The organism is Flavobacterium rhizosphaerae, assembly GCF_046000445.1.
In the GTDB taxonomy this organism is placed as follows: domain Bacteria; phylum Bacteroidota; class Bacteroidia; order Flavobacteriales; family Flavobacteriaceae; genus Flavobacterium; species Flavobacterium rhizosphaerae.
Genome location: NZ_JBELPZ010000002.1, coordinates 308,125 through 329,551 on the forward strand (window position 1 = coordinate 308,125; position 21,427 = coordinate 329,551).

The window sequence follows — 21,427 nt, forward strand, 5'->3', positions numbered from 1 at the left end:
GAGTAAATTTTTCATAAGTAAGTAATTGGTTGGATTGTTGGTTTTAGAATAAAAGTATATACTTTTATATCTTATTTGCTAAAATAACATAAAAAAGAGTTTAATAAAGGATATTAGTGTTAAAAATTTTAACTTTCATTATACCTTATAAATTAGATTTTAGAAAGTACGGTGAAATATTAATTAAATTTTGATGCTAAATCATCAAATAGATTTATAAAATTCTCCTTTTTTGGAGAATTATTCAATATATCATGGGCTAAACTTTCAGCAGCTCTTCTAGGGTTTATGGGAACTTTATAATTTTTAGAAATGAGCAAAGGATATGCATAATCGATATAATTTTTTGAACTTATTTTTTGTCCCCATTTGACTCCTTCACAATTTCTAATGAGTGTTTCACCTAAATATACTCCTATATCAAAACAAATTGACACAGTATTTTCTGAAAAAATATACTCTGGAATATTAATTATATTACTAAAAGGTGGTGTTTTGTTAATCTGCACCTTCATTCTCTTAACTTCCTCAATATTAATTTTTTTCAAGTAAATATTTTTAGCAAACCAAGAATATAAATCAATTAGAGATTCTCTATCATAATCTAAGTTCCAATTTGGGTACTCTAATTGGACATAAATCTTTAAAATATCCAATCTTTCATTCTTAACATTCTTGAACCAATCAAAATATTCTTTTGCTTCTGATTTATCAAAAGAATAAACATCCTTGTCAAATACTCTAGGCAATTTTATTAAATTATACATATATTATGGGTTTCTAATTATTTGTGTTTCTATCCCGGCTTCTTCAAGAGCTTTTAATAGCGGTTTACTTGCACCTGCCTTCCCCGTAACTGGACTTTCAAAAAATGTCCAAATAACTTTTTTAACTCCTGTAGTTTTACTATTTGCTAATAATTCTGCATCTTTTGCAATCTGCATTTTAACGCTTTCTGTTAATGTAGTATAACCAGTTTTTGATTCATAGGCTATTCCATTTACAAGTTGATCTACAAATCTTCCGCCTTTTCCTACCTCTGTAACAAAATGTACTTGAGAGGCCCCTCCTAAACTTTTTAAATAGCTTTCTCCAATTTCACCACTAGCACCAATTTTAGACATTTTAGCTGAAAACTCTAAATTACTTGTAGTAATTTTAAGAGCACTTTTTGCATATTCTCTTACTATAAATTTGCTTAACCCTTTAACAAGATAATAACCATCTACAATTGCATAAACTGTTTCTTCAGCTGTAATAAGCTTCTCTGTAAACTCAACACTTCCAGCCATATTCACTGCTCCTTTAAAACGCATACCATCTTCACGGATATTACTATAATGATCCATAATTTCTGGAGAAGCTTGAAGTAGTCTACCTAAATAAGCATAATCATCTAACTTTTTTTCAAAGAGACCAAAAAACCAACTTATTCCCTGAGACATTGGTAATTGGGCATCAGAAGCAGCAGTAGAGCCTTGATTTGGTAAATGATTATTTTGAAAAGGATGGAATTGCGTGGTGGCACCTGTAGGAGAATGCATAAAAAATGTATGCTCTTGATCATTCTTTATAATTTCCGACTCTAATATTAAAATTGTGAGTGCTTTTCCTTCACTATTCAACATTTGTTGAGTTCTGTAATAGAAATGTATCTCATCATTCCCATCAGGATCTATATTGTTAATCGGATTATTAGATGCAAATTGATAAGAAGTCAGCCATGGTTTTAAATAATTATCCGTACTCCACCATCTTCCTATCCTCGAATCAAATAGCCTTTCTCCAAAATCATAACTATTACCTTCTCCCTTTACCTCATCATCCTGCTCCTGCCCCTGGAAGCCATACCGGTAACCGTCTTTATCAATGCTACCATGGCGTTCGGGCTGCAGCATACCAAACGGGTAATAATCCTGATAGGACATTACATCGGGTCTAAAACGGTAAGGGCTTTGCATTGATGAAGGCAGCTTCTTATCGTTTATTACCACAAGCACATTCCCCAGGTGGTTACTTAGCTCATAACGCTTATCTCCTACTAAGTTAGCAAATTTTTTGAATTTTTCTTTTTTAATTCCAGGAACTAATGTTCCTGATGTATTATTTACATATAATAGCTTAGTAGATTTTTCTATACCCAAACGGCTGCTGCCATAAATATCATGCTCATTAAGATACATTTTAATATAGCGTTTGCCGCTTTTAACGGTAACATTGGCACGGTATACTGCCATAGTGTTGCCCTGGGCATCCAACGCATAATGAGAGGCTGTTTCTTTAGTGCCTTTTACAATACGTTTGCCAATACGCTGGCCAAGGCCGTTATAATCAAAATAAATTTCTTCGCCGGTATCGGTTTTTGAAATCTTTTTCACTTTACCGGTTACATACCATTCTATCCTTAGGTGTTCGGTTTTATCTTCGATAAGCTGGCCAATAGCATCATACACATAATTATGTGTAGCCGGGTTGTTAGGGTTATAGTTTATACCAAACTCCTGATATAACTGGGTTACCTGGTCTTCAATATCGTCTGCAAAATCTACAATTTGCGATGGACCATCAACACCATCGCGCACTATATTAAGTCTATTGGTTCCTGGAGTATACTTATATTCAAAAGAATCCATTGGCAAGGGGCTACCACCGTTTACACCATTGGCATCAAAAACATTTCTTACCAACTTCTGCAGGTTACCATTACGGTCATAAGCATATCCAGACTGGTAGCTGTCCTTCACTTTACCGCCTATTACAGCTATTGAGCGCATATCATTTATACGGTTCAACTGATCATAGCTATAGGTATTTACCTGTACAGGCAATTCTTTTTCATCAAAATCCAGCATGTGGTTTGTAACCTGTTTTATATTACCGTTATACAGGTTGGCACCACCGTTATATTTGCGGCTGTTGTACAGCGGCAAATAGTTATAACTACCGTCATCATCATCACTTATGGCAAAATAATCGCTGCTGTTATAAGTAAGCGCATAGCCAAATGCATCAAGGTTTACCAAAGACCCCTCTGTACCATCCAGTCCGGGATCAAAATTACCATCTTTATTATTGTCGCCATTAACCGATTTTATCCAGCCCTGTAAGGTATAGGTATAATCTGTACCCTGTACCCTTTTGGCACCTGTTTCGGTACGGGCGAGTGGGCCGTGAGGATAATACTGGTAGGCGGCATCCCTTTCCCAAAGCGAACCGTTTTGAGAGGTTTTTGCACTAACCAAACGGTTATCGGCATCATATTCGTATTTATGTATGAACTGATCTTCCCTATTTGGCTGAAAGGTTACGGTGGTAACATTGCCGCTTATAAGGTCATACTCATATATAACCCTTTTCAGGTAGGCTTCGCAATCGTTAAGCCTTCCGGTATCGGGATCTGTTATGTAAGTAAAATTACATGAGCCCTCCCTTAAATAGGCATAGTAATTTACTACTTCTTTTACATTGCCATGCACATCATAGTTATAAAAAATAGCATTATCAAAGTCTGTAAGATCTTGTGGGTCATAAGCTTCATAATAAGCTATGGCAGTAACGCGGTTTTTAGCATCAAAAGGCTTGTAAGAGCTTTCAAACAGGGATGAAGACTGTACCCCGCCCGGTATGGTTATGGAGTTATCGTAAAATGTTTTGGTTACTTCCCTTTTAATTGATTGCGGATTAAAACCGCTGGCAACATACTGCCCTGTCTGATTTATGTTTATAAGCCTGCCGTTATCGTCAATTTTATACGTACCGAAGTTAATAACAGTAGGGCTTATACGCACTTCACCTGCTTCTATTATGCGGCCCAATTCATCATATTCCGTATAGCTCATATAGGTATAATAGGTGGGTGCAACAGAGGTAGCCTGTCTGGCATTTTGCGAGGCTATGATGCGGCCAAGCCTGTCATACGCAAAGCGTGTTACGCCCCCATCGGGTGTTTTTTGCCATATCAGCTGGTTAAGGCTGTTATACTTATATTCTGTTTTAAAATTGTGCTGTGGTACTAAAGAAGGATTTTCAGGCACATTTAGTATGGGTTGTGCATTCTCCCTGTGCGAATTAATTGCAGCATTTATGCTGCCTAACTGGTTTGCTTCAAAACGGTGTACGCCTTCTGGTGCTACTGTTTGCAATAAATTGCCTGCCTGGTCATAATAATATAATGTGTATTGATATTCTTTATCAGCATATTTTACATTGAAACGTTCTTTTACACTGCCCATAGCTGTTTCAATATATTTTCTGATAAATTCATCACGTAAATAGGCTATATAACTTTCATAAGAGTTATCGGTATAGGTAGCTATAATGCTTTCAAACATGTCTTCGCAAGGGTTGCCTAACTCAAAAGGTGGTGAATAAACCGGCATTGGCGCAGGCGGACATTGTGCTGTTAAAATATATACAGTGTTGATATAATCATTCCAGAACAAACGGTCCTGATTGTTGCTGTTTTGCGAAGCATAAGTATCATAACTATTAATAGCATCATTAATTTGCAGGTAGCCGTAATTAAGCTGGGTATTGCCAAATTGGGTTAACGAAAGGTACTCCGGATGATAAGTAGAAGTAACCCCCAATGATGTTATATAATATATATACGAATCCACCAGGTATTGCAGGCTGCCGTTATAAAATTCCTGTAGTGAAGGTATTTCATCCAAGTCAAGGTTTTGTATAACAGTAGAAGCATTCTGGCTATTAAAATTAAGGAATGAAATAAACTCTGCATACTTTTGCTCACAGGGTACCGGTGCTACCGGCTGAGGCACACAATTACATGAAGGAGCCACATAAGTAAGCGATGGGTCTGTAAATACCGCTAAACCTGCAGGATTTCCGGGGATTTTTGAAGCTGTTGCATCTGTAGATACTAACTTTTTTTTCTCTTCTTCAGGAAATTCAAAACCATACATAGCAAATGCTGTTTCTAAATCTTCCTGTTTTTTTATCCTTTTTTGCAAAGAAGCTGTAGATTTAGCCGGACGCCCGCCGGTTTCTGGTGGGCAGATAAAGCCCACAATATCCCAAACCGTTACCGAAGAGCCTCCAATAATTTTTATCCGCATCATGTTTTTGGAACCGTTGGCATTAAATGTTAATGTGCCTGTTCCTGTAGAGGGTGACGTAATATCAGATGCAGTATAGGTATGAGTTTCGGTAAGGCCCGTAACATCCCATTGCCCGGTTAAGCCATTATACACCTTAACAGGATAAGGGTAACTGGTGGTAGTGGTATTAGAAGGTGAATAAGGGTGTATAATACCTTCATATGCTATCTGGTATTGCGGGCTGCTGGTTGAGTAAGAAAGGTAACTACCCACAAAACCAGTACTCGCAACCTGGTCTACTGGTGTTTCGGCACCAATTGGCGTGCCTGTATTTAAGTAGTATAGTATAAAATTGTCAGGTAAAGATTGTGCATCGTAATTTATACCTGCCGATCCTACAACATATCCTACCTCTACATCTACTACAAATATGTACCTTGCCTCATTTTCTGCATAAGCAATATCCTCACAATCTAAAACATAAGGGTCTGTACCTTCATCACAATCATCTCCTATGCCATTGCCGTTAAAATCCCATTGCCCGCATGGTGAGCAACATACAAGATATAAAGGATTATTACCTGCAGAGGCATAGCCATAAGAACTTTCTACACTTGTAGCAGCATTATAAGTAATGCTTACAGGCCAGTTTATAGACCCGGGTGTATAATCTCCTAACGTAATATCATTAGCATAAAGCAAATTACCATTTGGATGAAATACAAAACGAGGAGTACCATTAATAGTTATAGTATAAACCTGGTTGCTTACACTCCATGTTACCTGATCGGTAGGCTGCACACCAAAATAGTAACGCAAAAAGCTTTCGTTTACATCGTTTACATATGGTTGCGGATTAAAGTAACTGTTATTCATAAGGTTAACAGTACTATTAACCGAATTTGCCACTTGTAAATTCCATACCAGCCCTTTAAGGGCAGCTGCAAAATAATCTTTTTGGGAACACCCTGAAGCAGCAGAAGGATTAAGAGATTCGCCAACTCCAGAATTACCGCTAACAGAGCACTCCCCTATCTTTGCGCGGGTGGTGCCAGTAATAAGCACATCCTGAATTTCACTTCCTTTGGAAACCCTTGCGATTACTGAAAAACCAAAAACAGGATTATTAACATCAGTAAAATTAGATGTTGAAGCATTATAATATAATTGTGCAAAGCCTATAATATGCCAGCTTCCTGTTAACCCATAGTTGTTCCAGCTAAGTCCCGAAGTAAAAGGGGTTGAAGGCAGGTTAAGGCGTAAAGCATAAGGTGTAGCAGAAAGCGCTGTAGGGGTAAAAGAAAATGTGAGCGCATTACCCGACACTGATGTATTTATTAAAGGTTGCGGTGTATCTGGTATTGGGGCTGTAAGGCCTGTAAAATCTTGAAAAAGGCTGAACGTAAAATACTGTCCTACAGCATGCGAAGTATTATTGAGAGAGGAAACATTTACATTTGTGTTATATGCTTCGAAAAAATTGTTAAGGAACAAATCCATATCCTGGATGCGTGGACAACTACCTGTTTGCATATAATACTCATAACTAGCCATAGCAGTAAGTTGGTCCATAGTTCCCTGTGCATCATCTTTATAATCAAGAGCAAAATCTATAGGTACAAACCTTTTTTTGGAAAACTGATAGTTTATGGCATAATAATTATCACAAAAAACGGGTGTAACGGGCGTAGTAGCTGTGGGGTTGTTAGAATTAATATAAGTATCAATACTGCTTCTTTGAGGGTAATTTTCTATAACGCTGGTAATATTTGTAGATCCAGAATCTCCTATACAACCGTTATAACAGCCGTTAGCTTTTGCATAAACATTAATAAATACGTGCCTGATTCTGTCTTTTAATGACTTATAAAGATTCTTGTAAGTATTCCAGAGCCTGTCTTTATCTTCAGTGCTTAACGAGCTATAATTAAACGAAGTAATATTACATGCTTGCAGTGCATTACAGTTTATAAGTTTATAAGCGGCCTGCAACATTGTTATAGCAGTAGTGTTTTGCTGTGAAATAGTATAGTTTTCGTATTGGGTATTTATAGCCTGTAGCATTATACCTTTTCTAAGGTTAAATACAGTACTGTTTTCGTAACCTGATAAATAGGTAAAATAAGGATCATTAGATAATATATAGCCTGGATTTGAGAGGCTGAATAACCCCTCTTGCACCGCTTCCTGATAGGTATCTATGTAGTTAAGATAATCATCATATTCGTCTGAATTAAGAGGAACATTCTGCGAGGTATTATCATAGCTTGTAACAGTAAAGTTTTTAGTTACATTACAAAGCGCCCTGGTATATTCAAGGTAGCAATACTCCGGATGATATACTACCAGTGATTCTGCCCAGGTATCTTTCCAGTTTGCTAAAAAATCTTCTACATTTAGTAGCTGGTGGGGGTTGGTATATAGCAGTCCGTCATCGCCGGTTATAATACTTGCGCCTGGTACTACCGGTGGTGAATAAGTTGTATTATCGGCATTTAATACTACCTCTACCATAGAAACCTGCCCTTCCTCATCACGATAAATCAGGGTGGGGTGCCTCCAGTCATTATCTATAATTTCACCATGGTGTATTAACTGATTCTGCTCATTAAATATGCTTAACAAGTATGGCTGCTCATCTGGATTCGCGGTTACAGCCTGAGAGTCTATAGCACCATACTGCCCCATGGGGGAAACATCTTTTAAAAGCATCTTCTCCATAAAATTACATGAAGATGCAAAAGTTGGCCTGCACAGTTGCTCGCATGCCTCATTAAGTGCGTCCCACTCGGCACTAAAACGATATACAAGCCCGTTAACCTTTTGCTGTTCAATTGCATTACCTAATACATCTACAGCACTGGCACCTATGGTTACCTGTAGGTTTGTGGTATTAATAGTTAATGAGGTATTATCATTATCTGCAATGTTATAATACCCTTTAAGTTCTGTAAGAATATAATCAGCTTGTGTACCAATGCTTTCCCTGCAATCTGCACAGGTGGTTTCACAATCTATTTCGAGTACCGGGGCAAAAATGCCGGGGTCTACATAACATTCACTATTAGGGTCCCGTAACTGCGACTCATAAAAATCGGCATAATTGTTTAAAGCTTCTTTATTCACCCTCAGTTCTTTAAACAGGGTGTAATTTCCTGTGTTTAGCACTGCCTGTGGTGCCACACCAAAATCTATGGGTATAACGCCCCCCCCGGGATTTTCTGTCCCCAGGGTAAGGTTTACAGACTCCATTACATCCTGTGCGCAATCATCTTTAAGGCTCAGCTGCAAATCATAAACAAAAGGGTAGTAGCCCGGGCAGGAATTGAAAGACGATTGCTGAAAAATGCCATATTCAAAATTATAGCCTATGTTGTTGCCCGCCACGCCAAGTTGTTTTGACAGGGTAAGTATATCCTGGTGATTACCAAAATCGTTGGATGATGACAGAATATTATTATCTGTATCTGTATTAATGTAATTTGGTGCATTATTCAGCAGGTCTATAGTTAAAGACTGGTGTAGCGCATTATTTTTTGTGTCGGGAAGCGGGATAAGTGATTCTGGCGACTCCCCAGCCAGGGCAGTGGCAATGGTGCGTCCTTGCGGGTCAAGATAAGCTACACTCACCTGCCCGTTAGGATCAACCGTTATATTTTTCTTGTAATGTGAGTTCCAGCCCACCTCATAACCAAAAAGCCTGTTGAGCTCTTCCTGAAATGGCGAAGAATAGAAATATTTCATTTCATGACCGCTGCCCAGTTGATAATTGGGGCCCACGCCGCCCTTTCTTGTTATCCTGCCTGTATTATCCGGTGTATATTCTACCTGGCTAAAGGGATAGGTAAAAGCCTGGGGGATAAAATCCCGGAAAGGACTACCTGTAAAATTATTATTAGGGGAATAATATTGGCTGGAGCCGCTTTTTTCTATCATGCCCGAAAGCAGTGCGGCGCATTGCAGCCCTTCTATATCCCAATCAAAATCATAGTGGGAATATTTTTTATCGACTAAATTGCGGTTAAGGTTATGAAAGTAGCGTAAATAATTTTTTTTGAACAAGGGCACTGGTAGCACTTCTACCGCTGCACGCCCCTGATTATCATAAAACGTTTCGCCAACAATGGCAGTATTATCAGAGTTATTAACAGTTACTGTTTGCCTGTTTCTAAGTGTACCGTCAAAATAGCTTACTACATCTTTCTTTTTTCCTTCTTCGGCATAGCTTGCCTGAAACTGCCAGTTTTTTTTGTTATCATGGCTGTTTATTTTTTTATAGCTATTACTCCAGTTAGACACCACTGTTTTTTGATTGGTACCACTGCTCCATCTACCAAATTGTTCTTTAGAGGAGTCTTCCATAAAACGCCCTACTCCCCTGACGCGGTAAATTATATATCCGCTGGAATAAATAAGGGGTATACTATAGGAGGTATTTTTAGTGCGTATTTTGGTATGGTTAAGTTCAAAATCACGCTCCGAAAACTTAATTTGCGATGCCGACAAAAAACTTGTAAACGAGGTATTATAATCATCAACCCAGGTCCACTCCAGCTCATACTCTATTGCGCCCTCTATTTCATTCCACTTCAGCGGAAGTGAAACCGGCACCTGTTGTCCCTGCTCATTACTCTCATTAACTACATTGCCTGACACTGTATTTCCCTGGTCGGCGTCTAGCTGATAGTAGCGCTCAGCTGCAAAACCTATTTCCATCTTAGTAGTTGGATATAATGTGTTAGCCGGCGTTGTAATTGATCCATAGTAAGTTGCAATATTTATAACCTCTACCTTAACCCCATAACGATTGGGGATTTCATGCGAAGATAAATCGGTAAAATTATAAGAGTTGCCATTAGGGTTATACTCCACAAGAAGTTCTGTATCATAAGGAGAATCCCAGTTGCCATCTTGCTTCATGGCTGTAACCTTTACAGAGATAATAGTTTTAAACTCCGCTGGATGTGGTGTATATGCATCATCATATAGCCTGATGTATATTTTAGGATTTAGCGTAACATAGGTTTGGGTTGAATTATAATCAGGATCCTCAAATGTTAACCCGTTGCCGCCATTGTTGTTTTGAATTGCGGTATAGTTGTATATGTTAGAATCATCTATCTGCTGGGCAAAACAAATACTTCCCGTTAAAAGCAGAGTAGCTAAAAGCAGTTGCTTAATAATTCTTTTTAGTTGGTTGGTTGTCTTCATGGTACTGGCTGGTTTTAGTTACTATGAAATATTTGATACCCCGCTAAAGGCTGGGAAAGTATGGTTGTGTTGTTTTTAATAGTAAAGTAGTTTTTCAGGCTCAGTAACTTTTCATCGCCTGCAATATCTTTTTTTCGGAGTGTAAACTGAATTTCAAGCCGTGGAAATGACACTGTTTTTTTTCCGGATTTATCATTACCCTCAAGTGGGGATGAGAGGTACAATATCTGTTTTGCTACCGTAAAATCTTTTTTATTAACAAACACAATTACTTTGTTGTATGGCGCCTGCGTGAGTTTTCCGGCTGTGAACTCGCATATATAAAATCCGGGATCTGTTTTTAATTCAGATTTAAAACCCTGCAACGCAAGTTGGTTAGTTATCATAGCCCCGGAGTCTACCCCCCCGCCTGTTCCAATAAGTATAGCCTTTTGGTCATGGTTAATTTTTGCACCTACCGAATCTGAAACTATTACTTCTGTATTATGAAGCTTAAAGTACACCCTGTTACCCTTTTTTATATAAAAACCTGAATAGTTTTCGTATACATTTTTTGATGTATAGGAATCATACATTATATACCGTGAGTTATATGTTATATAAGGTGAATCTTTATAAGCTGCATTAACCTTATCAAAAATTTTTTCAACAGTAATGGGGGTTTGTGCCGAAGCGCAAAACAATCCTAAAAAAAACAATATTATTTTATTCATAGCTTAAGGCTCTAAATGGGTTCCTGTCCTGGTTTCCTGTATTGTAAATACTCCTTTTTCAGTTTCTTTTTTGATACGGATAAGGCCACCTTCCTTATCATATTCATAAAATGTTGAATAGTTGTTTTCGTCCAGTTCAGCCATAAGTCTTTGTGTATGCTGGTCATACACAAAGCTTTTTAAATTGGCCTTGCTGGGGTATACGCGTATGTCATCAAAAAACACATCCAATTTATTATCTTCATTCATCAGTTCAAGATGCATATCATCAACATTGGGCGGAACTGTAAATTCACCTATTATACGCTGCCACCCGTCTATAATATCTCCCGAAGGGTAAAACATATTTGCCTGCCCTATTAGAGTGTTTGATACATCAGTAAAATAAACACGCAGGTAACCCCGATCATAATTTAAAAATTGCTTTTGCATGTTTACCGGGTCTTGCTGTTTTACCCAACCGCTCACCAAATAAGTATCGCCTTTAAGCAGATTGAAGGATGTACAATCTATACAGGGCTCTGGCTTACAGTTTTTAATACTAAAGCTCTTTTTAAAAAGTGTTACCACATTACAGGATTGTGACGAAGTAGTAAAATAGGGCACACTAAGCTCAGCCCTGTAATTACCGGGGGCTATGGGTATAAAACTACAACTGGGTGCAGTAAACGGCCCTGCAACTAAAGCATTGGTTGCTTCATTATAAATATTCCATTTATAATCTTCCCCAAAAAGTTCAATAGTAGAGGTAAATTCAATGGAACCACCCAAGCAAGCATCGTCAGGGCTATCAATAATATCACTTTCTTCTATACACTCTATATCAAAATACCCGTAGCCAAAATGACCGCCAGCACCACAATCTGATACTCCAACCTGTATTTTGATATCGTCGCCCTGCTGGGCGCCAAAATCTGAAGGGCGTATCACATTACTACTCCAGGGCCTTACCCATACTGAACTGCCTGATGATGACTGGATAAACCCAGGAATGTTAGGTATAGCTTCATAATTTACTACAGAGCAGTCTATAGGAATATCATTTTTTAATATCCGTATCATAAAGAAAGGACGTTCACTATGCCCTGGATCCTGAAGTACAATAGCGAAGCGGTAAAAAATTAAATCTTCAGATCCTGTAACCTCAAATGTTCTTTGTATATATTCCCTTCTTACACTTGTTTCTGAGTTACCAATTTGCAAGAACTGGGTATTGTTAGGATTAACACCTCCAACATTCATATAGCTATCTGTAAATGCATCGTCAACTACATAGCGTATTTCACCATACTGGTCTTCGTGAGACATCTGGGATTCATTGCTGACAGAAAACATATAATCATCGCTGTAATCATAATCATCATCTGCCGAATTGTAATCTGGCTGATGGATATTATACCATAGCTCCCAGCCTGCTGATAAGGGCTCGCTGATATCGCTGTTAAAAGTGGCTTTTTCACAATCAGGAAAAGACTCGCTGCCTGACAAAAGGATGCTTGGCCATTGCTGTTCAAACCATTTATCCTCTCCTAACTGGTATCTTAATACGGCATCTTTGCGCAACTTATCAAGCCTTGCCTCAACATATTCCTGCTTTACAAATCCACCAGAATTCAATATTTCTTTTCTTAATGTATCCCGGTTAAAACCAATTTCTTCGTCAGTGGGTTCTTGTGCATAACAGGTAAGAGTTATGCACAACCATAAGGCAAAGCACCTTATCGTTTTGATATAGCGTGTATTTTTCATAAAAATCAGTTGGTTGGTTTGTTAATCTTTACATCCGTCTATTTTTCTGCTGAACGATAATTTTTCCCCCGGTTTTACTACTACACTGTTATTACCCGTGTGTGATGTAGTATTTGTCCTGTAAGTTGTACTGTTATTCATGCCCTGGCTAAAACCAAAATGCGGCTTATAAGCATACGGTATATTATCAGTATCATAATCTTCAAAACCGTCAAAGCCAATTTCCTGGTACATTGCATTGGCAGCCACCGCTACCGGCAGGGTATAGTCATATCCGTATTGTGCAGATGAAAAACGCCCTAAAGCATCCATATTTTCAAGCTCCAGGCCATATGGGCTATATTTAGAAACTACACTGGCATAGGTCCAGCCCGGTTGATAAACTGTCCATTCACCATTTATCAGTTTATAATATGGTACAAAATCTTTAAAGTAACCTGTGTTTCTGCGGTTGGTACTTTCAAAATTATTACGCCCCGTAAGATATGCCCATGATCGTTTTGCCCGCCAGTCTCCTTTTATGTTATAGCGGAACGGGTTAACCATATTTCCGGTACCGTTGATAAGGCCATTTTCATCAGGAAGATTATTTTCACACTGGGAAAGCCAGTTTTCACCATATTCTACAGCTCCTGCCGAAATGATATAATGATTAACAAGGCCGCTACCGGTATCATTATATACAAATGAATTTTCATTAAGGTCTTCAAGCGAACCATCGTTATTTTTATCTATTGGGTTAACCATACAACTAATTGATGACATAGTGGCTACCTGTAAATTTCTATATCCGCTTCTTGATATCCGGTATTCAGACTGATTGGAAAGGGCTGAACTTTGTATAATACCCGTTGATTTCATAAGTTTTACAGCGGTGCCAGCACTATTATATTCATAAACCCATAAGGTTACACCATTGCTATCGGTTATTTCATCACCTATTTTTAAATAGTCTTTAATGGTAGTGCCCGAAGCCATGTTTTGAATGGTATGGAATGTGTTATCCCCTGATCCGGTAGTGGTATTGAATTTTATTTTTAGCCCAAGGTTATGATAGGCCATACCCATATTTTTATATTCCCAATAAGCCGGATGATTAAATGAATAGTATACATCATCAAATTCGTTGCTTATGCGTGTTAGTATCAGCTGCCCGCTTTTTGCATCCCAGGCGAGATTTTTAGTAGCTACCCTTGATCCAAGATCATAAGCTACCGTTTCTTCAAGAATTCCTGTCTGGTGCACCACTTTGGTAGTAGCAGCAGTGCGAAGCTGGGTTTTGTGCGAAGCATAGCGCGGCAATACAGTAGGGGCAGCAAATGGCCATATGCCGAAAATCATACCGGCAACATTGCCGTCAACCCCCATAGTTTCAAGCTCAGAAACGCTTTCATTAAAATCATTTATAACATCATAGCTTACTCCCATAAGGTTTTTTTGGGTTTTTCCATGCTCATTAATTGTAGTAAGTGTATTATCAAGCTTACCTTCATCGTTTAGCTTATAATGATATTCCACAGATGATATTGGTGTTGCCTGTTCTTCTCCAAATACCTTTTGCGATTTCATTTTACCGTCCATATCATTGGTAACTACAGAGAAACCTTGCGATGCTGTAAGATGGTTAGTAGAATATACATTTAAAAAGTTAAGCAAGGGACTGTGCATTTCATCTGACTTTACATCTATATCAGTAATTTCAGTATGGGTAGGAAAATTATATGAGGTATAAAACTCTGTAACTACTTTACCTGTAGCATGTTTTTTAACCACCCTGTCAGTATTATTGTCATACCTTGATAAATTTGAAACTGTAACTTTTGAATAGGTTACTGTTGGAGAAGGAAAAAAGTTTTCCCCAAAAGGTTTTTCTACATAGTTGAGTTCTTTAGGTGACGATATTTTATCGGCATAATCCTGGTCTCCAGTACCATAAAAGGGTTCTACAAATGGATTTTCGGGAGATGAATTAGGCTCAAAAGTAGCCACACCGCTCGAGGTTCCATTATCCTGCATATAGTTATACTCCTGTCCGTAGTATTGTTTATAAAGCTGGTCATTATCATTAGAAGTCATCAGGTCCCAGTTATCAAACATTTCTATTTTTTTAACCCTCAAACCTCCGCCATATTTAATACCTTCAGGATTTTGCAGCCTTACCCAAGACCTTTGATTATCAAACTTGCGTGCGCAGCCTTTTGTTTCGAGCATTTTATTGGGGCCGGTAAAAATTTCTGCCATAGCGCCAATGCTGCCTACAAGGTCTTCTACTATCGAGACGAAATTGCCGTTGTAGCTGGCGCCCCCCATGCTGTATACCTCGCGGTTTAAGAAACTGCGCCCAAAGCCCCACCCCGCTTTTGCTATGGGGTTTACTAAGGTGTTGGGCGATAAGCCGCCGTCGCGCCTTAAAAACCGCAGCGGCAGAGCAACATAGGTCTGGTTCACGAGATTAGGAATAGCAATATTATCGAGCTCAAAATAGCCTGTTACATAATCAGACTTTGAAGAGGTCATGTTCAGTAAAAACTTAAAATAAATAGGCTTGCCGTAACTATCACTTAAATACTTCTGACGGAATTCATTAGAATTCATTGTTACCGGGGTATCGCTAATTTTTACATACAGGTATTTATAATGGCTATTGTTATTATAAAGAATATTATTCATAGATGATGCAGTGGGGCTGTTGCCTGCACCTACCACCTTAAACATCTGCATGGCTTTACGGTTTTGAACGTATTGGTAATCATCACTTTCTGTAGTAATTTTAATAGCTCCGCCAGAGGGTAATTTTATAGATTTTAGCGTCCAGGCGGCAGTATATTTATCTGCGCTTTCTTTATCCTGCTCTACAAAAGGATACTCTGTATTTGTAAGCGGACTCGCACTGTTTGGCTTATAATTACCCCAAATATCAAAAGCTTTCATATCGTATGCAGGGTTGTTGCCATTTGTGTCATAATCAAAGCCATAATAAGCATATTTGCCCATGTTACTACCCTGATAGGTAAAATACACTTTGGTAAGTGTTAGTTTACCGCGGGTACTGCTTAAATTGCTGGGTGTGCCAGTACATAATGCATAATTATATTCAAATTGGGCTGTTTTAATAGGTAAAACAGTCGTGCTGCCAACTGCCGGACCCTGCTCCAGGTTTATGCCTGCAGCAATTAATTGTGGCTTTGAATAAAGGCGGATTGATTTGAGAGCATACATCTTTGAAGATGTGCTTGCCCCGCCATAATCACTTGATACACCAAGAGCATCCTGCCTTGTCTGAAGGTCAAAATAGGCAACATGTGTTTTGGTTTCAATCCTTTTAAGATAGGTTAGTTCTTTTTCTCCATATATATAATTACCCGTCTGGTCATTATTTTTTGTTTTTAAGCCTTCGTTATACGAAGCCTTGCCATAGTCATAGGGCATACGCCATTTGTATGCTGAGACCGGTGTAACATAACCAAATTTTGTATAACTGCCCAAATCCATATCAGAGGGGCCATTATTATCTATATCCTCATAATCTGCCGATAAAACACTGGTAATTAAAAAAGAATGGGCGTAAGCCGGGGTAGTAATTTTATTTACAAAATGGTTGCTTTGCCCGGTACCGCTATTCCCCACCGTGCCATACCCTACAAGGCCGGTAGTATTGCTTCCTGTATAGTTTGAAACATCAAACGTAGCCTCAACTTTTTTGGTATTGTATACCGCTTTGCCATATATATACCTGCTACCATCTGTTTGTAATACTTTTATACCTGCTGTATGGTGCGGGTTAGCATTGGTATTTGCAAAAATAAATTTATTATCGGCGTTAGCCGCCTGTATTTTCTCAACTACCTGGTTTCGCAAAAGTCTTTCTTTCCTTTTTATTTTCTGGCTAATAGGATATTGTATGTTTTGATATCCATCTGATGCCTGAGCTGATGATTCCTTCACTTCATATACCGGCATGGTTTTTCTGTGAAAGCTGGTGCCGCTTAATTTTATACGCATCGGAGAAGTTTTGTGCAGCAGGTTTTCATAAATATTAGCCTCCGTATCTGTATTCAGTTCACCAACCATCTTAAATGCGGTGGGTTCGTATACCAGCCTGTTATTATCGGCTGAACTTTCTTCAAATAAAGGCAATGCATAGTTTTGTCCGGCCCATTTACCAGTACTGCTTGAGGAAGGTGACTCTACAAAACTGCCCCCCACGTGTACCAGGTTACCTAATCCTATTTCTGCGCCAAAGCTGGCGCCTCCGCCAAAATCTATAACCCTGTCATTATATAGGTAACTTACCTGCGACCTGTATGGACGAAACATACCTCCTGCTCCCTGGCCCTGAATAGAGTATACATCATACGTATAATTGGTAACCGGCAATACATTTGTATTTTTGCTTACAATCTGTTCTTTTTCGCGGTTGAAATCTAATACACCCTCGGTACTGTTTTTATATTCTGTATTTTCATAGCCAAATGCTTTTACCAGACGGTTTTTGTAACCGGGCATAATTTTTTGGCGACTGCCATAACCAGAAATCCGCACCTGCCCTTCTAATCCAAAAATCTCACCTCCCAGTGTTGCATTAAATGTAAGGCTCTCATTCATATAAGCAGTACGTTTTGTTGGCGTATAGCTTTGGTTATTAAAGGTTATGCTACTACCAACATCTCCTTTTCCTTCTGTCCTCCCTATGCTTTTACCTGCTTTATCTGTTTCCGGTGGATAAAATTTTCCAGAGCTTTTTGTTGTTTGGGCAAATGCGCTTATACCCATATTTTCTACACCTTTGCGGCTGCTTAGTGACATACCGAAACTCCCCCCGAGGGTTGTGGCGCTAGCCTCCTGTTCGCGGATTTTGCCGGAAATTGATATGTTTGGGCTTAACGTAGCACCATCTGCCACTGAACTTGAAAGGGTAGCCCCTACCTGAACGTTATCTCCCAGGGAATAAGAAATGCCTATAGAGGGATGAAAGGTTATGCCCTCATAATTATTAAACTGAACGCCCATACCTAATGTAAAAGGTGTATCATTACCAAAAAGTGCAGGAGATACGTTAAAGTTTGTACCTATGGTTACATTATCTTTAATATCATTTTCATACCTCATCTCATCACCCCTGAAATCATCGGGAAGCCCACGCACCATGCGCTGGATTTGCCCTACATTAAGGTTCCAGCCAAGCCCTACCCAGGATGCTTCCTGGTCTACTGTAATACCGGAACTGTAGGAAAGATTAATAGGATACCCCCCAACATCCATAACAGGTATATTGTAACTAAAATCTCCATTGGATAAGTTTACAATATCGGAGGTACCGATAGGGGTAAACGAATTAAATTCCGGCTGTGTTGGGCCGCTGGTGAGTGCATAAGCCGTAGCCGGGGCTGTAATTTCAATTAATATCATTAAAGACAGATAACAGGCTACAACCTTTTTGAGTTTACTGGTTTTGATTAGTTGGATCATAATAAGATATTTGAAATATTTTCTTTGAACCTGAATTTGATTATACCTTTTCTGTAAAGGTTATCATTATATACTAACTGTATGTTGTCACCTTCTGGTACTCCCGAAAAGAAAAGAATAACACGCTGAAAAGGAGCTACTTTAAAATTTCTCTCATATAAAACCCCAGAACAGGCAATGGTATCGTTCTTACTACTTACTATATAGAAATCTTTATTGATTTCAAACGAAAGGTATTTAATACCATCTTCGTAACTAAGTGCTGTAAAATCAGATGAAAGAAGGTCTTTCTCCTCTTCATGGGTAAACTCAAACTCTATAATTCTTTCTTCTTTATTTAAAGTATATAGTGAGTCTACTTTTGAAACTTCGCCCGGCCCCAAATCCTGAAGCAGGAAATACTGAACCGGCACCTCTGTAGCTGTAAAATTAATATCATCAACATACTGGTTTTGCAGCTTTGACTTCCACCCCCTGTTTTCCATCTCAAAATATTTATAGGTAAGGGCTTCATCATCCGGCTTATTATTTTCTGTCTTACACGAAAAAAATAACGCCGAAAATGCTATAATACTACTCAACACCTTCATACCGTTTATTTATATAGGTTAGAAATTGGTTTGTAATGTCAAGGCCTTCTGCACCATAAAGCACATTTTCGCCGGGTGCTACGCCCATAATAAAATCATAGCCTCTGTGTTTTGAAAAGTCTTTGGCATATCCGGAAATACGGTTCCACACATTAGTATAAGTCTGGTTGGAAAAGTCCTGGCTGGATTGTTTAAACACTGATTGTTGTTTGGCGAGTTCCTGAAAAAGATATTCTTTTACGGAACTATCCTGGTTATCGGCAAGCAATAACCTTATACTATCCATTGACTGTTGATACTGTAGATACTCTTTTTTTTCTTGTATTTGCAATTCCTTAACCATGGCAAAGCCCTGGAGTATTTTTTCTTTATCTACAAACACTATTTTAGGTGAAGAAAAAATAATGTTAAAAATAAGATAAAAACAAAAAAATGCAAATATCAATAAAAAAGTTAAAAAATAACTTTTTCTTAGATAAATCATGGTAATTGGTTGGTTTAAATTGGTCTTATTGTAAACTTAGCATAAAATATTAACGTATATGTATTTTTTAAAGTTAAAAAAAAGTTAAAAAAAAATCACTTTATATCGTTAAAATATTATTAATTAACAACTGTTTTCTTACACAAGAATAGGATTGCAATTATTGATTTAGCAGATCTGCCGGATATATTTTTTTGTAATAGCTAAAGCATTTTGTCATACCACCAGTATAAAAGGTACATTTAAGACATTGATAAGAAATTGGATTGATGTCAGAAACTATAGTATCGCATATTATTTGCTTGTACTTTAAAAAAAGCGTGTCAGAAAATTTTTTTTCATTTCTGATAACATAGTCCTGCTGAAAGTGATAAATAATATCAGTATTATTATAAGTACTAAATGAAAGTTTGTCATTTTTAATATTCATTGATTTACTTTCAAAAATGCTTTTATTTATTGTATAGCTAAACCTGTTCATATCTACTGTCTCCTCATTTTGTACACGCACATCGACAAGGCGGTCTCCGGAAATCTGAAACAGTAAAAAGATAATACTGATAATTATGGACGTAACAATAAGTCCTATTAAAATTTCAGTCATTGTAAAAGCTGGTACTTTCTTTTTAAACATTGTTACTCCTTATAATAATATATCTGCTCAAGGCTGTCATAAATACTGTCATTTGCTGTTATTGTCATCTTCACCAGGTTTCCGTCAAGCTCCTCTTTAACGTGTAAATTGTTTTTATTTACTACTGCTGATAATGAATCCGCCCCTATTTCTTTTAAAATTGCAATTTCAAACATCTTATTTTTGAGGTGTGATGCCCTTACAGATGATGCAGGAAGGTATATCCTGCTGAACACTATTATGGTAACATAAATACACACTGCAATAATACACAGTGCTATAACAGACTCCAGCAATGAGCCTGCTTTAGTATTACCATACTTTTTTAACCAATGCATAATCATGTTTTTTTTCCTGAAATATGGATATCGGCACAAAATAAGCGGGCCTCTTAAAAATGTTTATCTCAGTATCTGCAATATGGTTTTCATAACGCGATGCATTTTCACTATAAAAGAATTTTTGTGTAAATACGGCTCCATATACGGCTCCCCTACTAAAAAGCCTGCCCTGGCAATATACCTCGCCGTAAACAATACTTCCTTTATTAAGTGTAATAGTATTCTCTATAACATTAGGCATGGCATTAAATAACACTACTGCTCCTTTAACTATTGCCCCTTCCTGAATAGTAATCATATTATCACCTAAATTGTCGCTTTTTACAGCAAGTACAGAAGGGTATTTTAAAATAGCATTCTCTCCTACATTTATTTTTTGAGTGGCATACGCCTGTACACTGCCGCAAAATCCTGCTTCAAAATGTATTGATGGCGCTATAAGAATGACATCCTCTAAAATTGCACTTTTTTTAATTACTATAGAATCATTAGCATATAAAATTAAATTTCCGGTATAAGAGGTATTTTCTAATACTGAGTTTTTTAATGTAAAATACTTTACAGGAGAAAGAAAGGAGTTATTAAATTGCTGACCGGCTTCTACTGGTTCACTATTATCTGATGTTTCGACTTGTAACCTGTAATCCGCGGCAAAAATTTTTTCAAAGCCGTTAGTAAGCATTGGCAGGTTTCTGCCCGATTTAGTAATAGTCCCCTTGGATTCAAGATTGTTTTGAATATTTCCGATGTATTTTGGCTGTATCTCCATACTTGGTAATTTCTTATCTCCCAGAATCTTAACATTTCCTGAATAAGTAAGGCCATTATCCAGGTCTGACAAATACAAACACAAATTTTTATTCTGAGAGACCCCTGCGAAATAAGCTGCTGATACAGTATCATTTTTAGTAAAAGAATTAACCTTTATAATTTTAAACAGCCCATAATCGTCAATTATATAATTACTGCTTAAATCTGGCACATATTGCGGTTCGCCCTCTGTGTAATTATTGTTTGATATGGCATAATTAGCCGTAAAACCATTTTCTATATAGAGTGAATTTCTTTTTGAGTAGTAAAAATTAATGTCATCATACATAGATGATGTAAATAATAGCGCTGCACACATTATTGCCATTATGAGGCATATATATACAGCGTATAGTAAGCTTTGGG

The 21,427-nt window shown here is 37.7% G+C and carries 10 protein-coding genes; all 10 read right to left on the reverse strand.

Going from position 1 to position 21,427, the window contains the following annotated elements; genetic code table 11:
- Positions 1-179: 179 nt before the first annotated feature.
- The 10 genes from ABS766_RS03870 to ABS766_RS03915 all read right to left on the reverse strand — a co-directional run bounded on the left by ABS766_RS03870 (position 180) and on the right by ABS766_RS03915 (position 21,389).
- Complete coding sequence (locus ABS766_RS03870) at positions 180-767, reverse strand: hypothetical protein (RefSeq protein ID WP_408083804.1); 588 nt, start codon at positions 765-767, stop codon at positions 180-182.
- 3 nt (positions 768-770) lie between these two features.
- Positions 771-10,271, reverse strand: a complete 9,501-nt coding sequence (locus tag ABS766_RS03875; RefSeq protein WP_408083805.1) for an RHS repeat domain-containing protein — start codon at positions 10,269-10,271, stop codon at positions 771-773.
- Positions 10,272-10,285: 14 nt separating this feature from the next.
- On the reverse strand, positions 10,286-10,984 hold the full coding sequence (locus ABS766_RS03880) for a hypothetical protein (protein WP_408083806.1): 699 nt from the start codon (positions 10,982-10,984) through the stop codon (positions 10,286-10,288).
- Between the two features lie 3 nt (positions 10,985-10,987).
- Positions 10,988-12,733: a hypothetical protein gene (locus ABS766_RS03885; RefSeq protein WP_408083807.1), complete on the reverse strand. Its 1,746-nt coding sequence runs from the start codon at positions 12,731-12,733 to the stop codon at positions 10,988-10,990.
- Between the two features lie 21 nt (positions 12,734-12,754).
- A complete protein-coding gene (locus ABS766_RS03890; RefSeq protein ID WP_408083808.1) occupies positions 12,755-18,202 on the reverse strand; it encodes a hypothetical protein in 5,448 nt (1,815 codons plus the stop codon).
- Positions 18,199-18,792: a hypothetical protein gene (locus ABS766_RS03895; protein ID WP_408083809.1), complete on the reverse strand. Its 594-nt coding sequence runs from the start codon at positions 18,790-18,792 to the stop codon at positions 18,199-18,201. The genes ABS766_RS03890 and ABS766_RS03895 overlap by 4 nt, the downstream gene beginning before the upstream one ends.
- On the reverse strand, positions 18,776-19,174 hold the full coding sequence (locus ABS766_RS03900) for an OmpH family outer membrane protein (RefSeq protein WP_408083810.1): 399 nt from the start codon (positions 19,172-19,174) through the stop codon (positions 18,776-18,778). The genes ABS766_RS03895 and ABS766_RS03900 overlap by 17 nt, the downstream gene beginning before the upstream one ends.
- Before the next feature lie 262 nt (positions 19,175-19,436).
- Complete coding sequence (locus ABS766_RS03905; protein ID WP_408083811.1) at positions 19,437-19,910, reverse strand: hypothetical protein; 474 nt, start codon at positions 19,908-19,910, stop codon at positions 19,437-19,439.
- 2 nt (positions 19,911-19,912) lie between these two features.
- Entirely contained in the window at positions 19,913-20,248 is a 336-nt protein-coding gene (locus tag ABS766_RS03910; RefSeq protein WP_408083812.1) for a hypothetical protein, read from the reverse strand.
- Positions 20,223-21,389, reverse strand: a complete 1,167-nt coding sequence (locus ABS766_RS03915) for a hypothetical protein (RefSeq protein ID WP_408083813.1) — start codon at positions 21,387-21,389, stop codon at positions 20,223-20,225. Before ABS766_RS03915 ends, ABS766_RS03910 begins: the two co-directional genes overlap by 26 nt.
- Between the last annotated feature and the right edge of the window lie 38 nt (positions 21,390-21,427).